19 protein-coding genes are annotated in these 18,378 nt (G+C 61.6%); 2 read left to right on the top strand and 17 right to left on the bottom strand.

Going from position 1 to position 18,378, the window contains the following annotated elements; translation table 11 throughout:
* The first annotated feature begins 119 nt into the window (after positions 1 to 119).
* Positions 120 to 1,910 (top strand): choice-of-anchor I family protein, encoded by a 1,791-nt coding sequence (locus BLR80_RS08135; RefSeq protein WP_092078455.1) that lies wholly within the window; start codon positions 120 to 122, stop codon positions 1,908 to 1,910.
* A gap of 87 nt (positions 1,911 to 1,997) precedes the next feature.
* Here BLR80_RS08135 and BLR80_RS08130 read toward each other — a convergent pair whose 3' ends face one another.
* From BLR80_RS08130 to BLR80_RS08070, 13 genes are all read right to left on the bottom strand, one after another.
* A complete protein-coding gene (locus BLR80_RS08130; RefSeq protein ID WP_092078451.1) occupies positions 1,998 to 2,486 on the bottom strand; it encodes a GNAT family N-acetyltransferase in 489 nt (162 codons plus the stop codon).
* An 86-nt stretch (positions 2,487 to 2,572) separates the two neighbouring features.
* Positions 2,573 to 2,944, bottom strand: coding sequence for an MliC family protein (locus BLR80_RS08125; RefSeq protein WP_092078448.1), 372 nt, complete (start codon positions 2,942 to 2,944; stop codon positions 2,573 to 2,575).
* Positions 2,941 to 3,408, bottom strand: coding sequence for a bacteriohemerythrin (locus BLR80_RS08120; protein WP_092078445.1), 468 nt, complete (start codon positions 3,406 to 3,408; stop codon positions 2,941 to 2,943). Before BLR80_RS08120 ends, BLR80_RS08125 begins: the two co-directional genes overlap by 4 nt.
* Positions 3,409 to 3,547: 139 nt before the next feature.
* On the bottom strand, positions 3,548 to 5,056 hold the full coding sequence (locus tag BLR80_RS08115; RefSeq protein ID WP_092078442.1) for a helicase HerA-like domain-containing protein: 1,509 nt from the start codon (positions 5,054 to 5,056) through the stop codon (positions 3,548 to 3,550).
* Positions 5,057 to 5,234: 178 nt separating this feature from the next.
* Positions 5,235 to 5,594, bottom strand: a complete 360-nt coding sequence (locus tag BLR80_RS08110) for a hypothetical protein (RefSeq protein ID WP_245691421.1) — start codon at positions 5,592 to 5,594, stop codon at positions 5,235 to 5,237.
* A complete protein-coding gene (locus BLR80_RS08105) occupies positions 5,591 to 5,836 on the bottom strand; it encodes a hypothetical protein (protein WP_092078438.1) in 246 nt (81 codons plus the stop codon). The genes BLR80_RS08110 and BLR80_RS08105 overlap by 4 nt, the downstream gene beginning before the upstream one ends.
* A gap of 20 nt (positions 5,837 to 5,856) precedes the next feature.
* The gene (gene draG, locus BLR80_RS08100) at positions 5,857 to 6,765 is read right to left on the bottom strand and encodes an ADP-ribosyl-[dinitrogen reductase] hydrolase (RefSeq protein ID WP_092078435.1); all 909 of its coding nucleotides are present in this window, start codon (positions 6,763 to 6,765) and stop codon (positions 5,857 to 5,859) included.
* 137 nt (positions 6,766 to 6,902) lie between these two features.
* Positions 6,903 to 7,631 carry a TorF family putative porin gene (locus BLR80_RS08095; protein WP_143012113.1) on the bottom strand — a complete coding sequence of 243 codons (729 nt, stop codon included), beginning with the start codon at positions 7,629 to 7,631 and terminating at the stop codon, positions 6,903 to 6,905.
* A 139-nt stretch (positions 7,632 to 7,770) separates the two neighbouring features.
* Positions 7,771 to 9,084, bottom strand: a complete 1,314-nt coding sequence (gene amt / locus BLR80_RS08090) for an ammonium transporter (protein ID WP_092078430.1) — start codon at positions 9,082 to 9,084, stop codon at positions 7,771 to 7,773.
* Positions 9,085 to 9,119: 35 nt separating this feature from the next.
* A complete protein-coding gene (locus tag BLR80_RS08085; RefSeq protein WP_092078427.1) occupies positions 9,120 to 9,458 on the bottom strand; it encodes a P-II family nitrogen regulator in 339 nt (112 codons plus the stop codon).
* A 287-nt stretch (positions 9,459 to 9,745) separates the two neighbouring features.
* The gene (locus tag BLR80_RS08080) at positions 9,746 to 11,326 is read right to left on the bottom strand and encodes an ATP-binding protein (RefSeq protein ID WP_092078424.1); all 1,581 of its coding nucleotides are present in this window, start codon (positions 11,324 to 11,326) and stop codon (positions 9,746 to 9,748) included.
* A gap of 51 nt (positions 11,327 to 11,377) precedes the next feature.
* Positions 11,378 to 12,169, bottom strand: a complete 792-nt coding sequence (locus tag BLR80_RS08075) for an NAD(+)--dinitrogen-reductase ADP-D-ribosyltransferase (RefSeq protein WP_245691419.1) — start codon at positions 12,167 to 12,169, stop codon at positions 11,378 to 11,380.
* Positions 12,170 to 12,173: 4 nt separating this feature from the next.
* The gene (locus BLR80_RS08070) at positions 12,174 to 12,737 is read right to left on the bottom strand and encodes an ANTAR domain-containing response regulator (RefSeq protein ID WP_092078421.1); all 564 of its coding nucleotides are present in this window, start codon (positions 12,735 to 12,737) and stop codon (positions 12,174 to 12,176) included.
* Between the two features lie 229 nt (positions 12,738 to 12,966).
* On the opposite strand from BLR80_RS08070, the gene BLR80_RS08065 reads away from it, so the two are divergent.
* The gene (locus BLR80_RS08065; protein ID WP_092078418.1) at positions 12,967 to 13,713 is read left to right on the top strand and encodes a cytochrome c biogenesis CcdA family protein; all 747 of its coding nucleotides are present in this window, start codon (positions 12,967 to 12,969) and stop codon (positions 13,711 to 13,713) included.
* A gap of 88 nt (positions 13,714 to 13,801) precedes the next feature.
* On the opposite strand, the gene BLR80_RS08060 is transcribed toward BLR80_RS08065, so the two are convergent.
* The 4 genes from BLR80_RS08060 to BLR80_RS08045 form a co-directional block, all read right to left on the bottom strand.
* Entirely contained in the window at positions 13,802 to 15,001 is a 1,200-nt protein-coding gene (locus tag BLR80_RS08060; protein ID WP_092078415.1) for an FprA family A-type flavoprotein, read from the bottom strand.
* Between the two features lie 4 nt (positions 15,002 to 15,005).
* The gene (locus tag BLR80_RS08055; RefSeq protein ID WP_092078412.1) at positions 15,006 to 16,064 is read right to left on the bottom strand and encodes a hypothetical protein; all 1,059 of its coding nucleotides are present in this window, start codon (positions 16,062 to 16,064) and stop codon (positions 15,006 to 15,008) included.
* Complete coding sequence (locus BLR80_RS08050) at positions 16,061 to 17,815, bottom strand: c-type cytochrome (protein WP_092078409.1); 1,755 nt, start codon at positions 17,813 to 17,815, stop codon at positions 16,061 to 16,063. Before BLR80_RS08050 ends, BLR80_RS08055 begins: the two co-directional genes overlap by 4 nt.
* Positions 17,816 to 17,932: 117 nt before the next feature.
* Positions 17,933 to 18,316: a hypothetical protein gene (locus BLR80_RS08045; RefSeq protein WP_092078406.1), complete on the bottom strand. Its 384-nt coding sequence runs from the start codon at positions 18,314 to 18,316 to the stop codon at positions 17,933 to 17,935.
* Positions 18,317 to 18,378: the final 62 nt, after the last annotated feature.

The following is an 18,378-nucleotide window of genomic DNA, read 5'->3' as shown; positions in this document are numbered from 1 at the left end:
AATGTCGGTTTACGAAAAAACAATCTGGCCACAACGCAGATGTAACAGATTGCCTGTCAAGTAACCCGATCCGAAACCAGGGAAGCTCTCGATCCCACATTTCAAGGAGGACATGTTCTATGCGAAGAATTCCGGGTTGGCTCGCGCTGTTACTCTGTCTGCTGCTGGCAGGCTGCGGCAGTGATGGCGACAATGGCAGGGATGGTGCTGACGGAACGAACGGGGTCGACGGTAGCGATGGCGCGGATGGTGCTGCCCAGGTTGTCAGCCTGAGGCCTGTGGCCGCTACGGCCTCTCAGGGATTTGACCAGAGCGCGGCGGAAATCGTGACCTTTGATGCTGTCAATCGCCGTGTGCTGGTTGTCAACGCCGATTCGGGCCAGGTGGATGTCTTCAATGCAGCCAGCCTGAGCGACCTGAATGATGCCGATCCCGCCACCCGTATCGATCTGGCCGCCATGCTGGTCAGCGCCGGCAAGGCTACCGAGGCCGGGCTGGTGGGCGCTGCCAACAGCATCGCTCTGCAGGGGGAGCTGACGGCTATTGCCGTCGAGGCCATGCCCAAGACCAATCCTGGCTGGGTAGTTTTTATCCATCCCACCACTCTGGCCTACATCAACGCCGTCCAGGTCGGCGCTCTTCCCGACATGGTCACCTTCACACCCGACGGTAGCCGGGTTGTGGTCGCCAACGAAGGTGAGCCGGACGAAGGCTATGTCAACGACCCGGCAGGCAGCGTCAGCATCATCCGGCTGGCCGATTACAGCGTAACCGAAGTCGACTTCAGCGACTTCAATGCCGGCGCCCCCCGCCATGCGGAACTACCGGTCGACAAAATGGTACTGGATGGTTACAACGCCACTGTTGCGCAGAGCCTGGAACCGGAATACGTCAGTGTCAGCGCCGACAGCGCCACTGCCTACGTTACCCTGCAGGAAAACAACGCCATCGCCGTGATCGACCTTGCCGCCGGCACGGTAAAAAAAATCCTCGGCCTCGGTTTCAAGGACCACTCCATTCCCGGCAACGAACTGGACATCAGCCAGAAAGACGGCGTCAACATCAGAAACTGGCCGGTCATGGGCATCTACATGCCGGACGCTATCACGTCCTACCACCACAACGGTCGAACGTTTCTGGTAACAGCCAACGAGGGCGATTCCCGCGAGGACTGGCTCAACGGGTTGTCCCGGGACGCCTGCGAAGGGGCCGGCTACTTCTATGCGGCCGATGACGGGATCTGTGTCGATGAATTCTCCGCCAAGGACTATTACGATAGCGACAACGTCATGCTGGTGAACAGCGAAGGCAACCCGCTGTTCCCCACCAACGGGGGATTCGGCGGTGACGATGCCCTGAGGCGGTTGAAGTTTTCCTACCACACCACGGTGGCGATGAACGGCGGAACCGAATTCGAGAAACTCTACGCCTATGGCGCTCGTTCCTTCTCCATCTGGGAGGCGGAAACCGGCCTGCAGGTCTTTGATTCAGGCAACGATTTTGAACGGATTACTGCCCTGATTTACGGCGCGGATTTCAACAACGACAATGCCGCCAACGCGGGCGATGACCGCAGTGACAACAAAGGCCCGGAAGCCGAAGCCGTAACCCTGGGCGTGATCAACGGCCACACCTATGCCTTCATCGCCCTGGAGCGCATGGGCGGCATCATGGTCTACGATGTTTCCAACCCCTACGCTCCAGCTTACGTTCAGTACATCAATCAACGCGATGTCACAGTAGACGATGTCGAAACCGATCTGGACCAGGTCGGCGATCTGGGCCCGGAAGGGCTGCATTTCGTAAGTGCCACCGACAGCCCCGGCGGCAAGCCCCTGCTGCTGGTCGGCAACGAGGTCAGCGGTACCACCGCCGTCTATGAAATCGACCTGACCCTGCTTGAGCAATAAGCTGGCAACCTCTGCAGACAGCACAACGCCCGCGGTGTCAGACCGCGGGCGTTGTGTTTTTCAAACCCTGGAGATCTCAGCTGAAAATCAGACCGCCGGCCTCCCCTCTTCGCAGGAAACAAACTGCTGGCGCACGACCTGCCCCCAATAGGCATCCCGATAGCTGTCTTCCTGATAGGCGCCGCCGGTGAAATCATCGATCACCCGGCGCCAGAAGGCCGTGGCATGTTCAGCACCAGAGATCTGCTTGACTTCCCAGGCGCCCGCATGGCGGCGGAAAAGGGCCTGGGCAAAGTTCTTGCCCAGATCCTGTCTGCGGCAGCTGGGAACCACATAAAATTCACAGACCTCGAAGCTGGCCAATGCCGCCTTGATCCTGACGGCGGCTAAACCGACCGGCGCCGCCGCCTGATACAGCAGATAACCCAGCACGTCACCGCCTATCGGGGTATCCAGCGCGAACAGGCCCTTTGCATCTGGCTTTTTGCCGGTGATGGCTGAAAATTCGCCTTCGTAGCTCTGGCACAGGTTCAGATAAACCGCGAGATTGCCTGCATCAACGCGAACGATCTCCATCTGTGAGCACATCCTTTCTCTCGCCCGCAAGAAATGCCTGACGGTTCCACGGGACAACGCCTGCCATCCACAAGGCGGCTATTCAATCAGCGCCCGCCGTCCAGCCGGCAATGCTCCAGCGGCTCGTCCGGCCCCTGGGCGGTCAGGCGCGACAGCCAGGCCTCGTTGCCCTTGCTCCACCATTCCAGCCCTTCGCCCTGATAGCGCGCGCCACTGGCGCTGATGGCCTGGCGCAGACTGTAGCTGTGATCCTGCCAACTCAGCAGCAAAGCGTCGTTGGTGGGGCAGATGACGATTCGCGCGCCGCTGTCGCAGTGGTAAACGCTGAGGTGATCGGCCAGCTGCAAACGCGGCCTGGCCGCAGGCGCAACCGCCTCCTTGGCGCAACCGTGGCACAGCAGCACTGCGGCCAACAGCAGAACCGCAACTGCGGCGGGCGAAAAACAGCGGTCGTTCATCGCCGGGCTCCGGGCCAGATACGCCCCAGCCAGGAGGTGCGGCGCCAGTTCTTTTCAATCCCTTTTGCCAGCAGAAACGGGCCGTAGGCCTTGTCTTCCACCATGATGTGGCTGGTGATCCATTTGCGCAGGAAGAACAGCAACTCCGGCGTGATCAGGCGTTCGCCGGCCTGCACCCGTTTGTTGATGTCGATCACCTGGTCACGCAGCTGCTGGTGACGCTCACGGTGCGTCTCGTAGTCGGGATAGTCAAAGATGCGGAACAGGCTTTCCTCCACGGCGAAGTGGACGATGGTGTACTGCATCAGCTCCTGCAAAATCTCGGTGGCGGCCTGCTGCCGATCGGCGCCCTGGGTCATGGCGTCGTACAGACGGTTGATCAGTTCCACCAGCTGCTTGTGCTGCTCGTCAATTTCCTGAATGCCGATACAGATCTGATCGGTCCACGGAATAAACGTTCCCACGAAAACTCCTTTGCTTGTTGAATGAAACAAACGGCGAAAATACGCTTTCCGTCTTGTTCACAAAATCACGCCATTACAAAGCAATGAATAATTTTGGTCGCCCATCCATGGGCACTACCGGCTGTCTTTTAACCGCCTGCTAACGGCGGCCACCGCCAAAAATGCCTCCCAGCAGGCCGCGCACAATCTGGCGCCCCAGCTGGCTGCCAATGGTGCGGGCCGTCTGCTTGGCCAGGGTTTCAGCCACCCCCTGGCGCCGGCCATTGCCCCATAGCAGCTCGCCCAGCATACCGCGATCCTGCTCGCCGGCGCCGCCCGGCGATGACGGCCGCGGGGATACCGGCGGCGACCCGACAGCCGATCGGGCTTCCAGGTTGCGACTGAGGATCTCGTAGGCCGATTCGCGGTTGATGGTCTGGTCGTACTTGCCGGCCAACGGGCTGCGACCCTGGACAGCGGCGCGTTCGGCGGCGGTCAGGGCGCCCAGCCGGCAGCGTGGCGGGCAGATCAGGGTGCGCTGCACCGGCTGGGGCACGCCGCCATCCTGCAGGCAGGAAACCAGCGCCTCGCCCACGGCCAGCTGGCCGATCAGACCGGCGACATCGACGCCCGGATTGGCGACAAAGGTCTGCGCCGCCGTGCGCACGGCCTTCTGGTCACGCGGGGTGTAGGCGCGCAGGGCATGCTGAATACGGTTGCCGAGTTGGCCGAGAATTTCGGCCGGTAGATCGTCAGGATACTGGGAGCAGAAATAGATGCCAACCCCCTTGGAGCGAATCAGCCGTACCACCTGCTCGATGCGCTGCCTGAGCAGGGGCGTGGCGTCAGCAAACAGCAGATGGGCCTCATCAAAAAAGAACACCAGCCGGGGCAGTTCCTGATCGCCCACTTCCGGCAGGTTTTCAAACAGCTCCGACAACAGCCACAGCAAAAAACTGCCATACAGACGCGGCTGCAGAATCAGCTTGTCTGCCGCCAGAATGCTGATGCAGCCACGGCCGGTCAGATCGGTACGTAGCAGATCGGTCAGTTCCAGCGCCGGTTCGGCAAAAAAGGCCGCGCCGCCCTCGCCTTCCAGCCGCAGCAGGGCCCGCTGAATGGCGCCTATGGACTGAGGGCTGACCAGCCCATATTGCACGGAGATTTCCTTACGGCGCTCGGCCAGCTGGTGCAACAGGGCGCGCAGGTCGGCCAGGTCGAGCAGCAGCAGACCCTCGTCGTCGGCCAGCCTGAAGCCGATATCCAGCACGCCCTGCTGGCTGTCGCTGAGCTCAAGAACACGACCGAGCAGCAGCGGGCCCAGCTCGCTCAGGGTGGTGCGCAACGGATGGCCAGCCTGCCCGGCCAGATCCCACAGCAGTACCGGATTGCCCTCGGGCTGGTAGTGGCCCAGACCGGTACGAACGGCCCGCTGACGCAGGCGCTCGCTGTCTTCGCCGGCCAGAGCCAGACCAGCGACATCGCCCTTGACATCGGCCATGAACACCGGCACGCCCAACCGCGAGAAACCCTCGGCCAGCACCAGCAGGGAGACGGTCTTGCCCGTGCCGGTGGCGCCGGCAATCAGGCCGTGGCGGTTGGCGTAACGGCCGAGCAGCTGAACAGGCTGGTCGGCCTGACCGAGAAGGATCTGCGCTTGTGGGGACATCGCACGACTCCTGACAGCGTTTCATAAAGGCTGGCAGCGCAAAAACACACCAATGGCGGCGTTGCGGCAAGCGTCTGACGGCTTTGATGTCCGTCAGTGCCTCATGGCGCGCCAATGGGGCGCCAATGGGGCGCCCTGCATGGGACTCTGTTGATGACAGGCCGCTTGGAAAGCTCATTCAATCGCTAGACCATACCTGCCGCCGCTGCGTTTGACAATATCCCAGCGCTGCCGCCTTGCCAGTTCCTGCCGAAGCCAGCAGCGGCGCGACACTTTCAACCAGAAAACAAAACACCTCCTCGCGACTGTGGATGAACGTCGGCAGGCTGTTGACCAACTCCTCCAGATGCTGCAACACGCGGCCATCCCGGCTGCCCAGCTGACTCATCACCTGCTCGAACAGGGGAATCACCTCGTACAGATCGAAGCGGTCAAAGGGCGCGGGATCGGGCAAACCGCTGAATTTGGGCAGATCGCGGGTCTGCTTTTTGCGCGGATAGCGGTACTGCAGGTCGGAGGGATTGATCCGCACCCTCATGGCGTCTCTCCCGCCGCGCCACAGCCGCCGCAATGGTGGCCGGTGGCACGGCACAGGCGGGCCGGTTGATTGCCGTTGCAGGCGCGAAACGCGGTCAGACTGGCCGGATCAATCCGCCACTGGCCGTCGGGCTGCTGGCGGCCGCGCAGCAGACCATGTTTCAGATGCAGTAAAAGAGCCACGGGCGTGGTCCCCAGCTGGCGGGCGGCCTGGTCAATCGGGATAAAAGCGCTCTCGGTCATGGTTTTCTCCTTGTTCCGGGTTATGGCCCCTGGTCGTGGGACAACAACGGCGCCGGCGCCAGAGCCAGCAGCGCGCGGCCGGCCTGGCGCACCTGGGCGCTAATGCGGTCATCAAGCTGGCGCTGCCAGCGGCGCGGGATGGCGTCCAGGCCATAGAAGGCGCCGGCAAGCATGCCGGCGATGGCACCGCTGGTGTCGGCGTCCCCCCCCTGGTTGACCACGCCGACCAGGCAATCCTCGAAGTTGTCGGTGGTGAACAGAAAATGGAACACCGTCTGTAGTGTTTCCACCACATAGCCACTGGCGCGGCCACTGTAGGGATCGAAGCGAAAGGTTGGATGCAGGGCAACCAGCTCACGCGTCAGGGCATGCAGACAGAAACGGTCGGCGCCAGCCAAGGCGGCCTGCAGCATGCGCCCGACACAGACACAGGCGGCATCGGACAGTGGATGGTTGTGGGTCAGGTGAGCCTGTTCCAGGCTGCAGCGCCGCAGCAGCGCCGCATCACCGAACGTCAGCAAGGCCACCGGCGCCATGCGCATGACCGCGCCATTGCCGGCGTCCCAGTCATTGGGCGGCACGGTCAGGCCGCCGCCAAGCATGTAGCTGCGTAGCCCCTTGCGCACCGTGGCACCGATATCGATCGGTTTGGAACGCATCCAGGCCACCAAGGCATCGGCAATGGCCGGCAGACTCCAGCCGCCGCAGGCCAGCACCGCCCGCGCCAGGACAAGCGACATCTCGGTGTCGTCCGTTACCTGGCCGGGCCGCAGCCCCAGCCAGCCGCCTCCGCGAATCTGGCGCAGCACGCCGTAGCGACTGCGGATTTCCGCCGGTGTCATGAATTCGCTGGTGGCGCCAAGGGCGTCACCGATGGCCAGGCCGAGAAAGGCCGCTTCGGCACGGGCCGGACTGTCGTCTGCAGGCATCGGCTGCTGGCTCCTTCCCTGGCCGGGGGCCGGCAAATTCCCGTTAAAAAAGCGGGGCCGCCAATCTGCTCGCGATTGACGGCCCCATTGCCGCAGGTGCCGGTTCCGTCAGGAACCGGTGGTAACACGGGTGTGCATCAGAAACTCAGGGCGATGGAGACGCCGCTGAGGAATTCCGAATCAATGGCGTCGCGGGCCTCGTCACTCAGACCTTCGGAGAACAGACAGCTCAGACCAAGGCTCAGATTCTCGGTCAGGGCATAATCCAGCCCGGCACTAAGTTCGTAGTTATGGAAATCGCTGTAATCGCCTACAGAATAATCACTCTCCTGGTTATAACCCACCAGCGCGCCCAGGCTCAGGGTCAGCGGTTCGGCCAGGCTGATCTCATGGCCCACCGCCAGGGTGTAGTAAAGGCCGTCCCCTTCGGCTTCATCCCAGTCGTAATAGACCGTCAATGCCGGGCTCAGCAGGGTATTGAGGGTCAGACCGAGATAGGCCTCGTGGGTGTCGTCCATTCCATCGAGGTTGTAGAAGCAGTTGCCAACGCTCAGAGACACCAGCTCACCAAGGTCGGTGCTGTAATCCACGATGATATCGGTTTCAGTGGCCTCACCGGACTTGAAGCCTTCGCCGGCATCGCTGGCCAGCTGCAGATTGGTCCACCAGCTGAAGGTAAAGTTACCGGCCGAAACATCGGCACCGCCCTGGGCCACCGGCTTGCTGCCGCTCAGGTCGAAACCGCGCCACAGATACATGTTGTAGATACCGGCATAGGCGCCACCGGCGACTTCGAGGGCCAGGGCCGGACTGGCCAGGCCGCACAGCAGGGTGGCCGCAGCCAGCAGGGTTGACATCTTGCGCATGGGCGTTCTCCTTTTCTTCATGGTTCGCGGGTCTTGTGACCCGGGTTTGGGGAGCTGGCCCCGCTTCCGGCGGGACCAGCCGTGGCAGTATGACCTTTTTCTGGCCTGGTGTTTCTGGCGAGCGATTGCGAAAGGACGATCAGCGGTTGGTGGTATGGACCGGCTGAAAGTCGGGATAGGCTTCCATACCGATTTCTGCCAGGTCAAGTCCACGAAATTCGTCTTCCTCGTGGCAGCGGATGCCGATGGTGTATTTCAGCACCAGCCAGACGATGGCGCTGGTGACCACCACAAAGGCGCCGATGGCGAGGACGCCGACCAACTGGGTGATGAAACGGGTTTCGGCATTGGTGAAAGCAACGGCCAGGGTACCCCAGATACCGCACACCAGATGGACCGACAGGGCGCCAACGACGTCGTCAATGCGGAGTTTGTCAAAGAACGGGATGGCCAGGACCACCAGGACACCGCCGACGGCACCCACCAGAATGGCCGCGCCGGGGCTGGGCGCCGCCGGGCCGGCGGTGATGCTGACCAGGCCGGCCAGGGCGCCGTTAAGAGCCATGGTGACATCGGTTTTCTTGTAGATCAGCTGCACCATGATCATGGCGGCGATCATGCCGCCGCAGGCGGCCAGGTTGGTGTTGATGTAGACATTGCCCTGCTCGATGGCCGAGCTGGCCACACCCAGCGCCAGGGCGCTGCCACCGTTGAAGCCGAACCAGCCCATCCACAGAATGAAGCTGCCGAGGGTGGCCAGGGGGATATTGGAGCCGGGAATCGGGTTGACCCGGCCATCGCGGCTGTATTTGCCCTTACGCGCACCGAGGATGATGGCACCGGTCAGGGCCGCCCAGCCACCGCAGGAATGGACCAGCGTCGAACCGGCGTAATCGGAGAAACCCATCTCGGCCAGCCAGCCACCGCCCCACACCCAGGAACCCTGAATCGGATAGATAATGCCGGTGAGCACCACACAGAACAGCAGAAACGACCAGAGTTTAATGCGTTCGGCGACACAGCCGGAAACCACCGAACAGGCGGCACCGCAGAACACCATCTGGAAGAACCAGTCGGAACCGGCCGAGTATCCGGCGGAAAAATCACCGGCCAGCGCGGCGCTGTCATCGGCGCTCCACAGACCGAAGCTGCCCATGAACCCACCATCAACGCCGGCATACATCAGATTGTAGCCGACCAGATAGAACAGGATGCCGGCGACGCCGAACAGGGCAATGTTCTTCAGACAGATGGTGGCAACGTTTTTTGACCGCACCAGACCGGCTTCCAGCATGGCGAAGCCAGCGGCCATCCACATGACCAGCACGCCGCTGATCAGAAAGGAAAAGGTGTTGAGAATGTAAGTCAGTTCCGAAACAGCCTCGTCGGCCAGGGCCAGAGACGGCAGCAGCGCCAGCAGCGCGGCGGCCTGAAGGATACGAACGGTTTTCATACTGATACCTCCTGAACGTCGGTGATGGAAACGGATTAGAGTGCGTCGCTACCGGTTTCGCCGGTACGGATGCGCACCGCCTGGTCAATGGTCGATACAAAGATCTTGCCGTCGCCGATGCGCCCGGTGCAGGCCGCCTGCTTGATGGCTTCCACCAGCGCCGCAACCTGGTCATCAGCGACCACCAGATCGATCCTGACCTTGGGAATAAAGTCGATCTGGTATTCGGCGCCGCGATAGAGTTCACTGTGGCCCTTCTGGCGACCAAAACCTCGCACCTCGCTGACGGTCATGCCGGCGATGCCGAACTCGCTGATCACCGCCTTGACGTCATCCAGCTTAAACGGCTTGATGATACATTCAATCTTTTTCATGCCCTGGTTCTCCTTTCCTGTGGTGACAAAAAAAGGCGCTTCGAGCCGCTTCCTTGAGAAAGAAACGATTCGAAGCGCCTTTGCTCCGGCCTGCCCATCCGCAACGCCGTTGTTGCCCGCAGGTCTGTTCCTGTTGTGCTCTTGCCGTTCTTCTTAAGCAGTGTCCGTGCCAAACCGGAAAATCACCGCTTCGCCCGGCCGTGACCGCCCGGCCCCAAGCTGAACGGCTGGGCGGGCCCCGTTTTTGCCTATCTTTTAGTCAACCCGCTCAGCAGGCTGGCCAAGCTTCACGCACAGGGGGGCATGTCCTCTTCTGCCGCCGGCAACCACAGATGAAACTGGCTGCCGCGACCAACTCGCGACCGCAGCCACAGCCGGCCACCATGGTCGCGGGCAATCTGTCGGCACAGGTACAGCCCCAGGCCGGTACCCTCGCCTTCCTTTTTGGTGGTGAAGAAGGGGTCGAAGATCCGTTCAAGCTGCGTGTGCGCGATACCAGCGCCGCTGTCGCACACCACCAGCTCGACCCCGCCCCGCCGGCTGCGCAGATGAACCCCGAGGCGGCCGCCATCTGGCATGGCCTGAACGGCATTGACCACCAGGTTCATCAGCAACTGCTTGAGCGGATTGACATCGCCCCAGACCGGCGCGATGACGCCATAGTGGCGCTGCAGGGCAATGCGGCCACGCTGCAGCCGGTAATCCAGCAGACTGAGCACCTGATCGCACAACGGTGCCAGAGCCAGCCGCTGGCGCTGTCCCTGACCGGCGCGAGCGAAGCCGAGCAGACCGCCGGTCAGATGCTGCAAGCGTTCCACCTCGCTGCGGATGCGGGCGAGGTATTCGCGCTGGGCCGGCAGGGGATCGTCGCGCTCCAGCACCTCGGCACAGTAGCCCAATACGGTGAGGGGGTTGTTGATTTCGTGCGCAATACCGGCCGCCAGCCGTCCGACCTCGGCCAGCTTCTCCGACTGGATCATCTGATCGAGCAGGCCCTTGAATTCCGTGATGTCCTCGACAATCACCACCAGACCCAGCAACTGGTCGCCATCGAGCAGGGGCGCCAACTTGCGCTTCTGTACCCGCCGTTCGCCGCGCAGGTTGTAATGCACCAGCTGCAGTTTCTCCGCCTGGCGGGTCTGCAGCACCTGCTGCAGCCGGCAATCAAAACCTTCCTGAATCAGCACCGGAAACAGCTCCAGCAGCGGCTGGTGCAGGACCTCGGCGGCGCTGCAACCACTCAGGGCTTCCATCCGCCGATTCCACGAGGTTACCCGCAGGTCGGTGTCGAGGGTGTAAATCCCCAGATTGACACTCTGAATGATACGATCATTGAACTCACAGAGCTTCTGGTAGCGCCGCGCCAGCTGGCGTTCGCGTTCGAGCAGGCGGATATTTTCAATGGCCACGGCGGCCTGGGTCGCCACCGTCATCAGCGGCTCGATGTCCTCCGGCGCAAAGGCGGCCGGACGGGTGCTTTCGACATTGAACACGCCGACAAGACGATCGTGCGCCAGCATCGGCACCGTCAGGGCACAGCAGGCGCCGGGAATGCCCGGATAATAGGCGGCGCAATGGCGCACATCGGTCACCAGCATGGGCCGGCCGCTACGCGCCACCTGCCCCATGATGCCCTGCTCCAGCCGCAGCGGACCGAGCACCGCACAATCGCTGTAACCGTAACTGGCCGCCACCTCCAGCGCCTGGCCATCGGCCCGTAACAGGCGGATGACCGCATTGTCAAAATGAAACACCTCGCGGCTGATCCGCAGAATGCGGTCGAGCAGCTCCTTCAGGCCGGTCAGCGACGCCAGCTCCTCGCTGATGGCATGGTAGGCGTGCAGCAGTTGTTCCTGGCGTGAATTCACCGACGGTTCATCTCCCGATAAAGAAGCATAAAAACTGGCAGACAGCGGCTCTCAAGCACCGCGCGACAGCTCGACCGCATACAAGCCACCGATCACCAGCACCTCATCCTCGCCACGCAGCAACGCCGAGGGAAACAGCTCGGCCTGAAAAAAGATCTTGCAACAGGGCACCTGCGCGACCAGAACACGGCTGCCGAATTCCCAGGCCCGTTCGTAACTGCTGGTGAAGGAATTGAGGTTGTTCAGCTGCAGCACCAGCCGGTGCGGCCCGGCCTGTTCCACCAGCGGGTGTTCGGCCAGATCGTTGACCCCACGGTAGAGCACACGGTGACGGCTCGGATCGCGGCACGGCAGTTCCTGCTGCACAAACTCATACAACAGATCAAGCTGATCGAAGATGGCACTGGTTCGGGCCGCACCCCGCACCCGATCGCACAGATAGGCCTGATAGGCCGGGCAGTTGAAGTCTGTGATCCGCTGGCGATGAAAGGTCGGTGGCAGCCCGAAACGGCTTTCGACCCAACCCTTGAGAACCGCCCCCTCCTGGCTGTTGGCGTCAAACATCCAGCCACGCAGAAACCGCAGATAGCTGTTCTTCAGGCTCTTTTGGCTGGCCCGACTGCCCTGCGCCTGCCACTGGTGCAACTGAAAACGCACATCCATGTAATCGTGCAGCTGGCGCACCCGCGCGCCGGGTTCGGCCAGCTGCGCCAAACGGTCAAACAGCAGCGGATTGGCCTGACGCACCCCCTGCAGCCGCACAGCTGGAGCCGCCTCATTGAACGCCAGCGAGGCGATTTCCCAGGGCGGCTGATCGCAGCGATTAAGGCTGTGCAGCCACACGGGTCTAGTCCGCCATCAGCAGGACCGCCTCGGCAATCTCCCGCAGGGTCTTGCGCTTGCTCATGGCCAGCTTCTGCAGCTTGCGGTAGGCCTCGGCCTCACTGAGGCCCTGCAGCATCAACAGCCCCTTGGCCTTTTCCACCTGTTTGCGGGTTTCGAGGGTATCTTCGAGCTTGCGCACCCGCTCGCGCAGATCGGACAGGGCCATGAACTGATGCACGGCCAGATCGACGGCAGCGCACAGCTGTTCGGCACTGAACGGCTTGACCACGTAACTTAGAACACCGCTGCGGCAGGCGGTTTCGATGGTCTGGCGATCGGCATTGCCGGTCAGCAGCACCAACGGCGCCGGTGCGCTGCTGCTAATTTTTTCGGCAGCGGTCAGACCGTCCATGACCGGCATGGTTACATCCATCACCACCAGCAGGGGCTGGTGCTGCACGGCCAGTTCGACAGCCTGCTGGCCATTTTCCGCTTCGAGAAAATGCTCGAAACCATACAATTGAAGAATTTCAGACACCTTGCGCCGAATCAGCACTTCATCGTCCACGATCAGGGCATAACGCATAAACAGGCCTCCTGGGCTGGCAAGCATCCGGCAGCCGCCCCGGCAGGAGCAGCGCCATCGTCTGTTCCTGCACAAGCAGTGCCGAAACACCTAACGGCAGAGGATTCTTCAGCAGGGCGCCTGGAGACTGGTCAGAGCAGCGCTGTTGTGCTAGGGTCTGTGCGCCGTTAGTCCCTGCATCAAACGGCCTTTCGGCCCTGTCCTTCAACCCTCTGCACAAAGGAGTCCCATGCTGACCGACTCGGGCGATGTCACCTTCTGGATCGCATTCAGTGCCGGCTTGCTGTCGTTTTTTTCCCCCTGCGTTCTGCCCCTGATTCCTTCCTTCATCACCTATATCACCGGCATCTCGTTTGGTGAACTCAAGCAGGATCATCCCACGGCACAGATGCGCTGGCGGGTGGCCAGCCATTGCCTCGCCTTTGTCGCCGGCTTTTCCACGGTATTTGTGCTGCTCGGCGCCTTGGCCGGCCTGGTGTCGGCATCCATGCAGCACCTGGTGGAGGAAGGCCTGCTGTGGATTCAACGCGGCGGTGGCCTGCTGGTGTTTCTGTTCGGCATCCACATGACCGGCCTGTTCCACTTCGGTGTCCTGCTGGGGGACAAACGGGTGACGGTACGGAACAAGCCCAGTAGCTATTTCGGCAGTTTTCTGGTCGGGCTGGCCTTCGCCGCCGGCTGGACACCCTGCATCGGGCCGATTCTCGGCGCCATCCTGGCCATGGCAGCCGGCACCAGCAACGATACCCGTCAGGCCATTGCCCTGCTGGCGGTCTACTCGGCCGGCCTGGGCATTCCTTTTTTGCTCGCGGGTTTACTGTTCCACAGTTTCCTGAATTTCTTCAACCGGTTCCGCAAGCATATCCGCCTGCTGGAAATCACCACCGGCGCCCTGATGATGGCTGTCGGCGTCCTGCTGTTTTTCAACCTGTTCGGCGATCTGTCGGCCTGGCTCTACAGCGTGCTGCCCCTGTAACGACGGTACGCAACCGATTAGTAAAAAAGCCGCGCCGGTTCACCGGCGCGGCTTTTTTGCGTGCAGACGGCAATCGCTCGCAGCCCGGTCAGAGCGCCGCCAGCAGGGCATCGACCTGCGCCAGGCAGGCAGCGATATCGCTTTCGGTGGGGCTGAACTGCCAGCGCACGCCCGGCGCAGCCAGCTTGTAGCGCTGGCCCAACAGGCGCTCCTCGATCAGCTTGACCGCTTCGCCGCTCCAGCCATAGGCCCCATAAACCAGTGCTAGACGATTTTTCGGCGTCACCGTCGACAGATGCACCAGCGCCTTCCATACCGGCGGGCCGGCATCGCGATTGATGGTGGCGGCACCGATCACCAGGGCATCGGCACATTCAAGTTCGTCCTGAAAGCGGGCTTCGTCCAGTTCCACCGCCTTAAAACGCACCACCGTGCAGCCCTGCGCCTCAAGGCGCTGGGTCACGCGGTCGCCCATGGCACGGGTGGTGCCGTGCGGCGAGTGTTCCAGCAACAGAATCCGCCGGCCCTCGGCGCAGGCCAGCGTTGACCAGCGATCATAATCGGTCAGGGCTTCCGTCACCCGCCGCCGTCGCACCGGTCCGTGTGACGGGCAGATGGTACGGATATCGAGGGACAGAGCCTTTTTCAGGGCATCCTGCACCTGACTTTTAAACGGCCGCACAATAGTATCGAAATACATCTGAAAATCGGCCTGGAAATTACTGACCTCGTCATCGAACAGGCGGCCGGCCGCCGGGCAGAAATGGGCCCCGAAGGCATCGCCGGAAATCAGCACCTGTTCCGTCGGCAGATAGCTGAAAATGGTGTCAGGCCAATGCAGAAAGGGCGCCAGAACAAACTGCAGTTGGGCGCCCTCGCCCAGTTCCAGCACCTGCCCCTCCTTGACAGCCTCGCCGGCAAACTCGCGGTTGAGCTGCTGCCCCAGAAAGCGCAGGGCCGCCTGCGAACCGTAGACCTTCAGGCGGGGATTGAGCTGCAGCAGCCGGCCGATGGAGCCGGCATGGTCGTGTTCGGTATGCTGCGTCACCAGCAGATCGATATCGGCAATGGCGCAGACACTGGTCAGCCGGGCGTGAAACTGGTCGAAGAAATGCTCTTCGACCGTGTCGAACAGAATGTTTTTGCCCCCCAGCTGCAGCAGATAGGCATTGTAGGTCGTGCCGCTGCGGGTGGGGTAGAGTTCATCGAAGATCCGCAGCTGGGGATCATAAGCCCCCACCCAATGCAGACGCGGCGTCACCGCGATGGCGGTCATTTCAGTTTCCATCAGATCACTCCCGACAGGCTAGGGCCGCCCGCACCATCCAGGCAACCAGCGCGACCCCGATGACCAGGGTCACCACGAACAGAAGCAGCGGCGTCAGATCCTGCGGACTCTGCTCCACCAGTTCGACAAAGGTTTTCGCCAGATAGCCTTCACGCACAAAGGCCCGCAGAAAACTCATCAGATACAGCAGCAGCACCGCGCCGGCAGCTACCAGGCCAAAACGTTCGCGCAGGCTGAGGTACAGCAGCAGGGCCACCAGCACCAGCGCCAGCACGAAGGTCAGGCTGGCCAGGCTGTTGCGTCCCAGGAACAACAACAGAACATCGGCCGGCAGCGCAAGCAGAAACCAGCTGCCGACAACGATCTGCAGACCGAGGATCACCAGAAACAGCCGCAGCGCCCAGCGCCGCGCCAGCTCGGCCACTGCGGGATCTTGCCGCCGCCACAGCCCCACCAGCAGGGCCGCCAGCAGGGCGCCAACCCCGCTGGCACCGATCAGCATATGCAGGTAACGCGGCCACAGGGTCGGTTCGGCCAGATTGAGAAACCAGCCGCCATCGGCGGCAAAATAGGCCCGCCAGTGCTCGGGCTTGAGCATCAGGGTCATGTTGTTGCTGAAGACAAAGGCCACCGCCAGCACCAGCAGACCGACTGCGGCCAGAAGCAGGGCCGCCTTGCGCCCCAGGCGCCAGAAATTGAAATCGTAGACATAGGCGACATAGTACAGGGTCAGCAGCAGCGGAATGACACTGAGCCAGACAACCCCCATGACAATTGAGCTGGCGTAGACGAAATTGCCGTAGAGTACCTGAATGAACAGCAGCGGCGGAACCCCGAAATTGATGGTAAAGGCTATCAGCAACGGCAGCAACTGGGCCAGCCGGTAGGACAGGCGTTGGGCCGCCGGCTCTGCCGAGCGGTAGTGGCCCCACAGCGCCAGCAGCACGCTGGCCAGCAGCGCATTCATGAACAGCAGATGCAGCGGAAAGGTCAGCAGCAGCAAGGCTTCGAGCATGGCCCGCGAAACCGGCAGCAAATCCGGCGAAGGAACCAGGGGATTCATTGCACACCTCCGTGGGCCTGGCCGGCCAGAAAGAGCACCAGGGCATCAAGTTCCGCCTCGCTGCCAGCGAAATCCTCCATGCTGCTGTTGATCTGGCTGAGATGCAACAGGCCATGGCGAATCGCTTCGGCATCGCGCGTGACCGCCCAGTCGAGGGTCAGCTGGGCGTCATGACACAGAACACAGTGTTCCTCCAGCACCTGCAGGCCGCTGAAAGCGGCGGCTGCCACCGCCGTGCGGTGCGGATCAAGCAGGTATTCGGCCAAAGCCTGGCGCTCGGCCTCGGTGCCGGCAAAATCCTTCATGCTGCTGTCAATCTGACTGAGGGTAGCCAGTCCCTGATCAACCTCGGCCAGACTTTTTCCCTGGGCCCAGTTAAACACCAGCTCAGCCTCGTGACACATATCACAGCTATTGGCAGCGAACAGGGTCTCGCCCGGGTGCGCCTCACCCTGTGAGGTGCGCTGGACCGGCTTGCCGTGCAGTTCACCGACCAGAAAGGCCGCCAGCGCCTGGCGTTCCAGTTCATTGCCGATAAACGGCGGCATGAAGGGCCGTTTTTCATGCATGGTGGTCAGATAATTCACCATGCCGGGAAAGGAGGCTGAGGCGGTACGCGTCCGCAGGTCGTTGTTGATGCCACCGAGGGTATGACAGGCATAACACTGGAAACGGAACAACTCGGCACCAGCGGCCATGAGATTATCCTCGCGCACCTCGCGTTCGCGACTGTAACGGCACTGGGCCAGAAAACCGCTGTCAAGGCGTTCAGCATCGCTGACGGCGATACCATTGGAATAGCGCCATTGATAGATGACAAAGGGCCGGCGGTCGGCCTCGCGAATCCACTCGAAGGCCCCCATCACCAGCAGACTGCTCAAGGCCACCAGCAACGCCACGGTCAGGTTGTGCCAGGCCGGCCGCCAAAGGGTGAACAGGGTCACCAGGGCCGCCAGACTCAGCACGGCAAAGGCGCCGATGATCACCGAGCGCTGAATGGTCGGTGAAATGGCCAGCACCTGCTGGGCCGAGCCCGGCAGCACCTGCAGATACCAGAAGCCGGCCAGGCCCGCCACCAGCAGCGATAGCAGGCACCAGCGCGAGGTGTAACGGGTCATTTTCTGACGGAAACCGGCCGCGCTGATCAGGGCGGTGGAAAAGAACGCAAACACACCGGCCAGCAGAGTGGCCATGGCGCAGCGAAACAGCAGGGATGGCCAGAAACTGGGGTTGAAAAACGCCGACCAGAAATTGCGGTTTTCCAACCAGTCACCGGGCGTCAGCATGAAGCCGATGATCCCGTTGATCAGGAACAGGCTCATCCAGGCGGCAAGAAAATAGATCCAACCCACCAGCAGATGGCGCTGCTCGTCCATACGGTCGAAACAGTAGTAATAGATCAGCAGGGCAACGATCTCGACCAGAAACCAGACCCATTCCGCCGCCCAGCCGAAGACGAAAGTGTGAATCAGGTCAGACGTGGCATCGGGCTGAATCAGACCGATGGTGAACCAGATGCCAACACCGGTGACGCCGCCGTAAACCATTGAGGCCAACATGAAAAACTTGGCGTGTTTCTTGATGAATTCAAGCAGCTGGGCATCATTTTCCCGCCGTGCCTTACGCTCGGTCAACACCAGATAAAGACCGCCACCGACCGCAAAATGGGACACAAACACATGAGTGATGGCAATAATGGCCATCAGCAGACCACCACCGACGCCCGGCAGATACCAGACTGGATAATTCATGCACGCACCTGTTCAGCAAAAGGATGAACCGCGCCAACAGCCAGCGCAACCTGGCAGCGACTGACTGTTTTTATAACCATATTAGTAAGAAATCGCAAGGCCGATCAGCGCAACGGATCAACAGCCACAGCCGCAATTGTGGCACAGCTGCTCACCCCCTTCGGGCGCGATGCTTTCAGGAGAAAAAGCCACCCGCCGCAGCGCCCGGCGGATATCGTCAAGCAGATCGGTGGCCGGGCTGGGGCCCAGGGCCTGGCTCAGACAAAGGCTGGCAAAACCCTGCTGGGGACTGCGGATGCGGATGCTGTTGAGCAGATCACCATAGCCCCGCACCCGCAGGGTCACATTGGGTTCGTGGCAGTAATCGAAACAGACATCACAACCGGCCAGCTCGCGGTTGAGATCGGCAAAAAAGACAGCCAGTCGGGCCTCGTCCGGCAGCGGGTAACGCCATTCACCGCAAAAATCGCGGTCGTAGAACACCAGGGTAATCTGTTTCATGGGCTGTTCTCCTCGGCGGGCCGGCCGCTGTCAGATCTTTGAAAAACGTTTTGCCGGCAAGC

The organism is Desulfuromonas thiophila, assembly GCF_900101955.1.
GTDB classification, from domain to species: domain Bacteria; phylum Desulfobacterota; class Desulfuromonadia; order Desulfuromonadales; family Desulfuromonadaceae; genus Pseudodesulfuromonas; species Pseudodesulfuromonas thiophila.
This window is presented reverse-complemented; position numbering and strand designations above follow the sequence as displayed.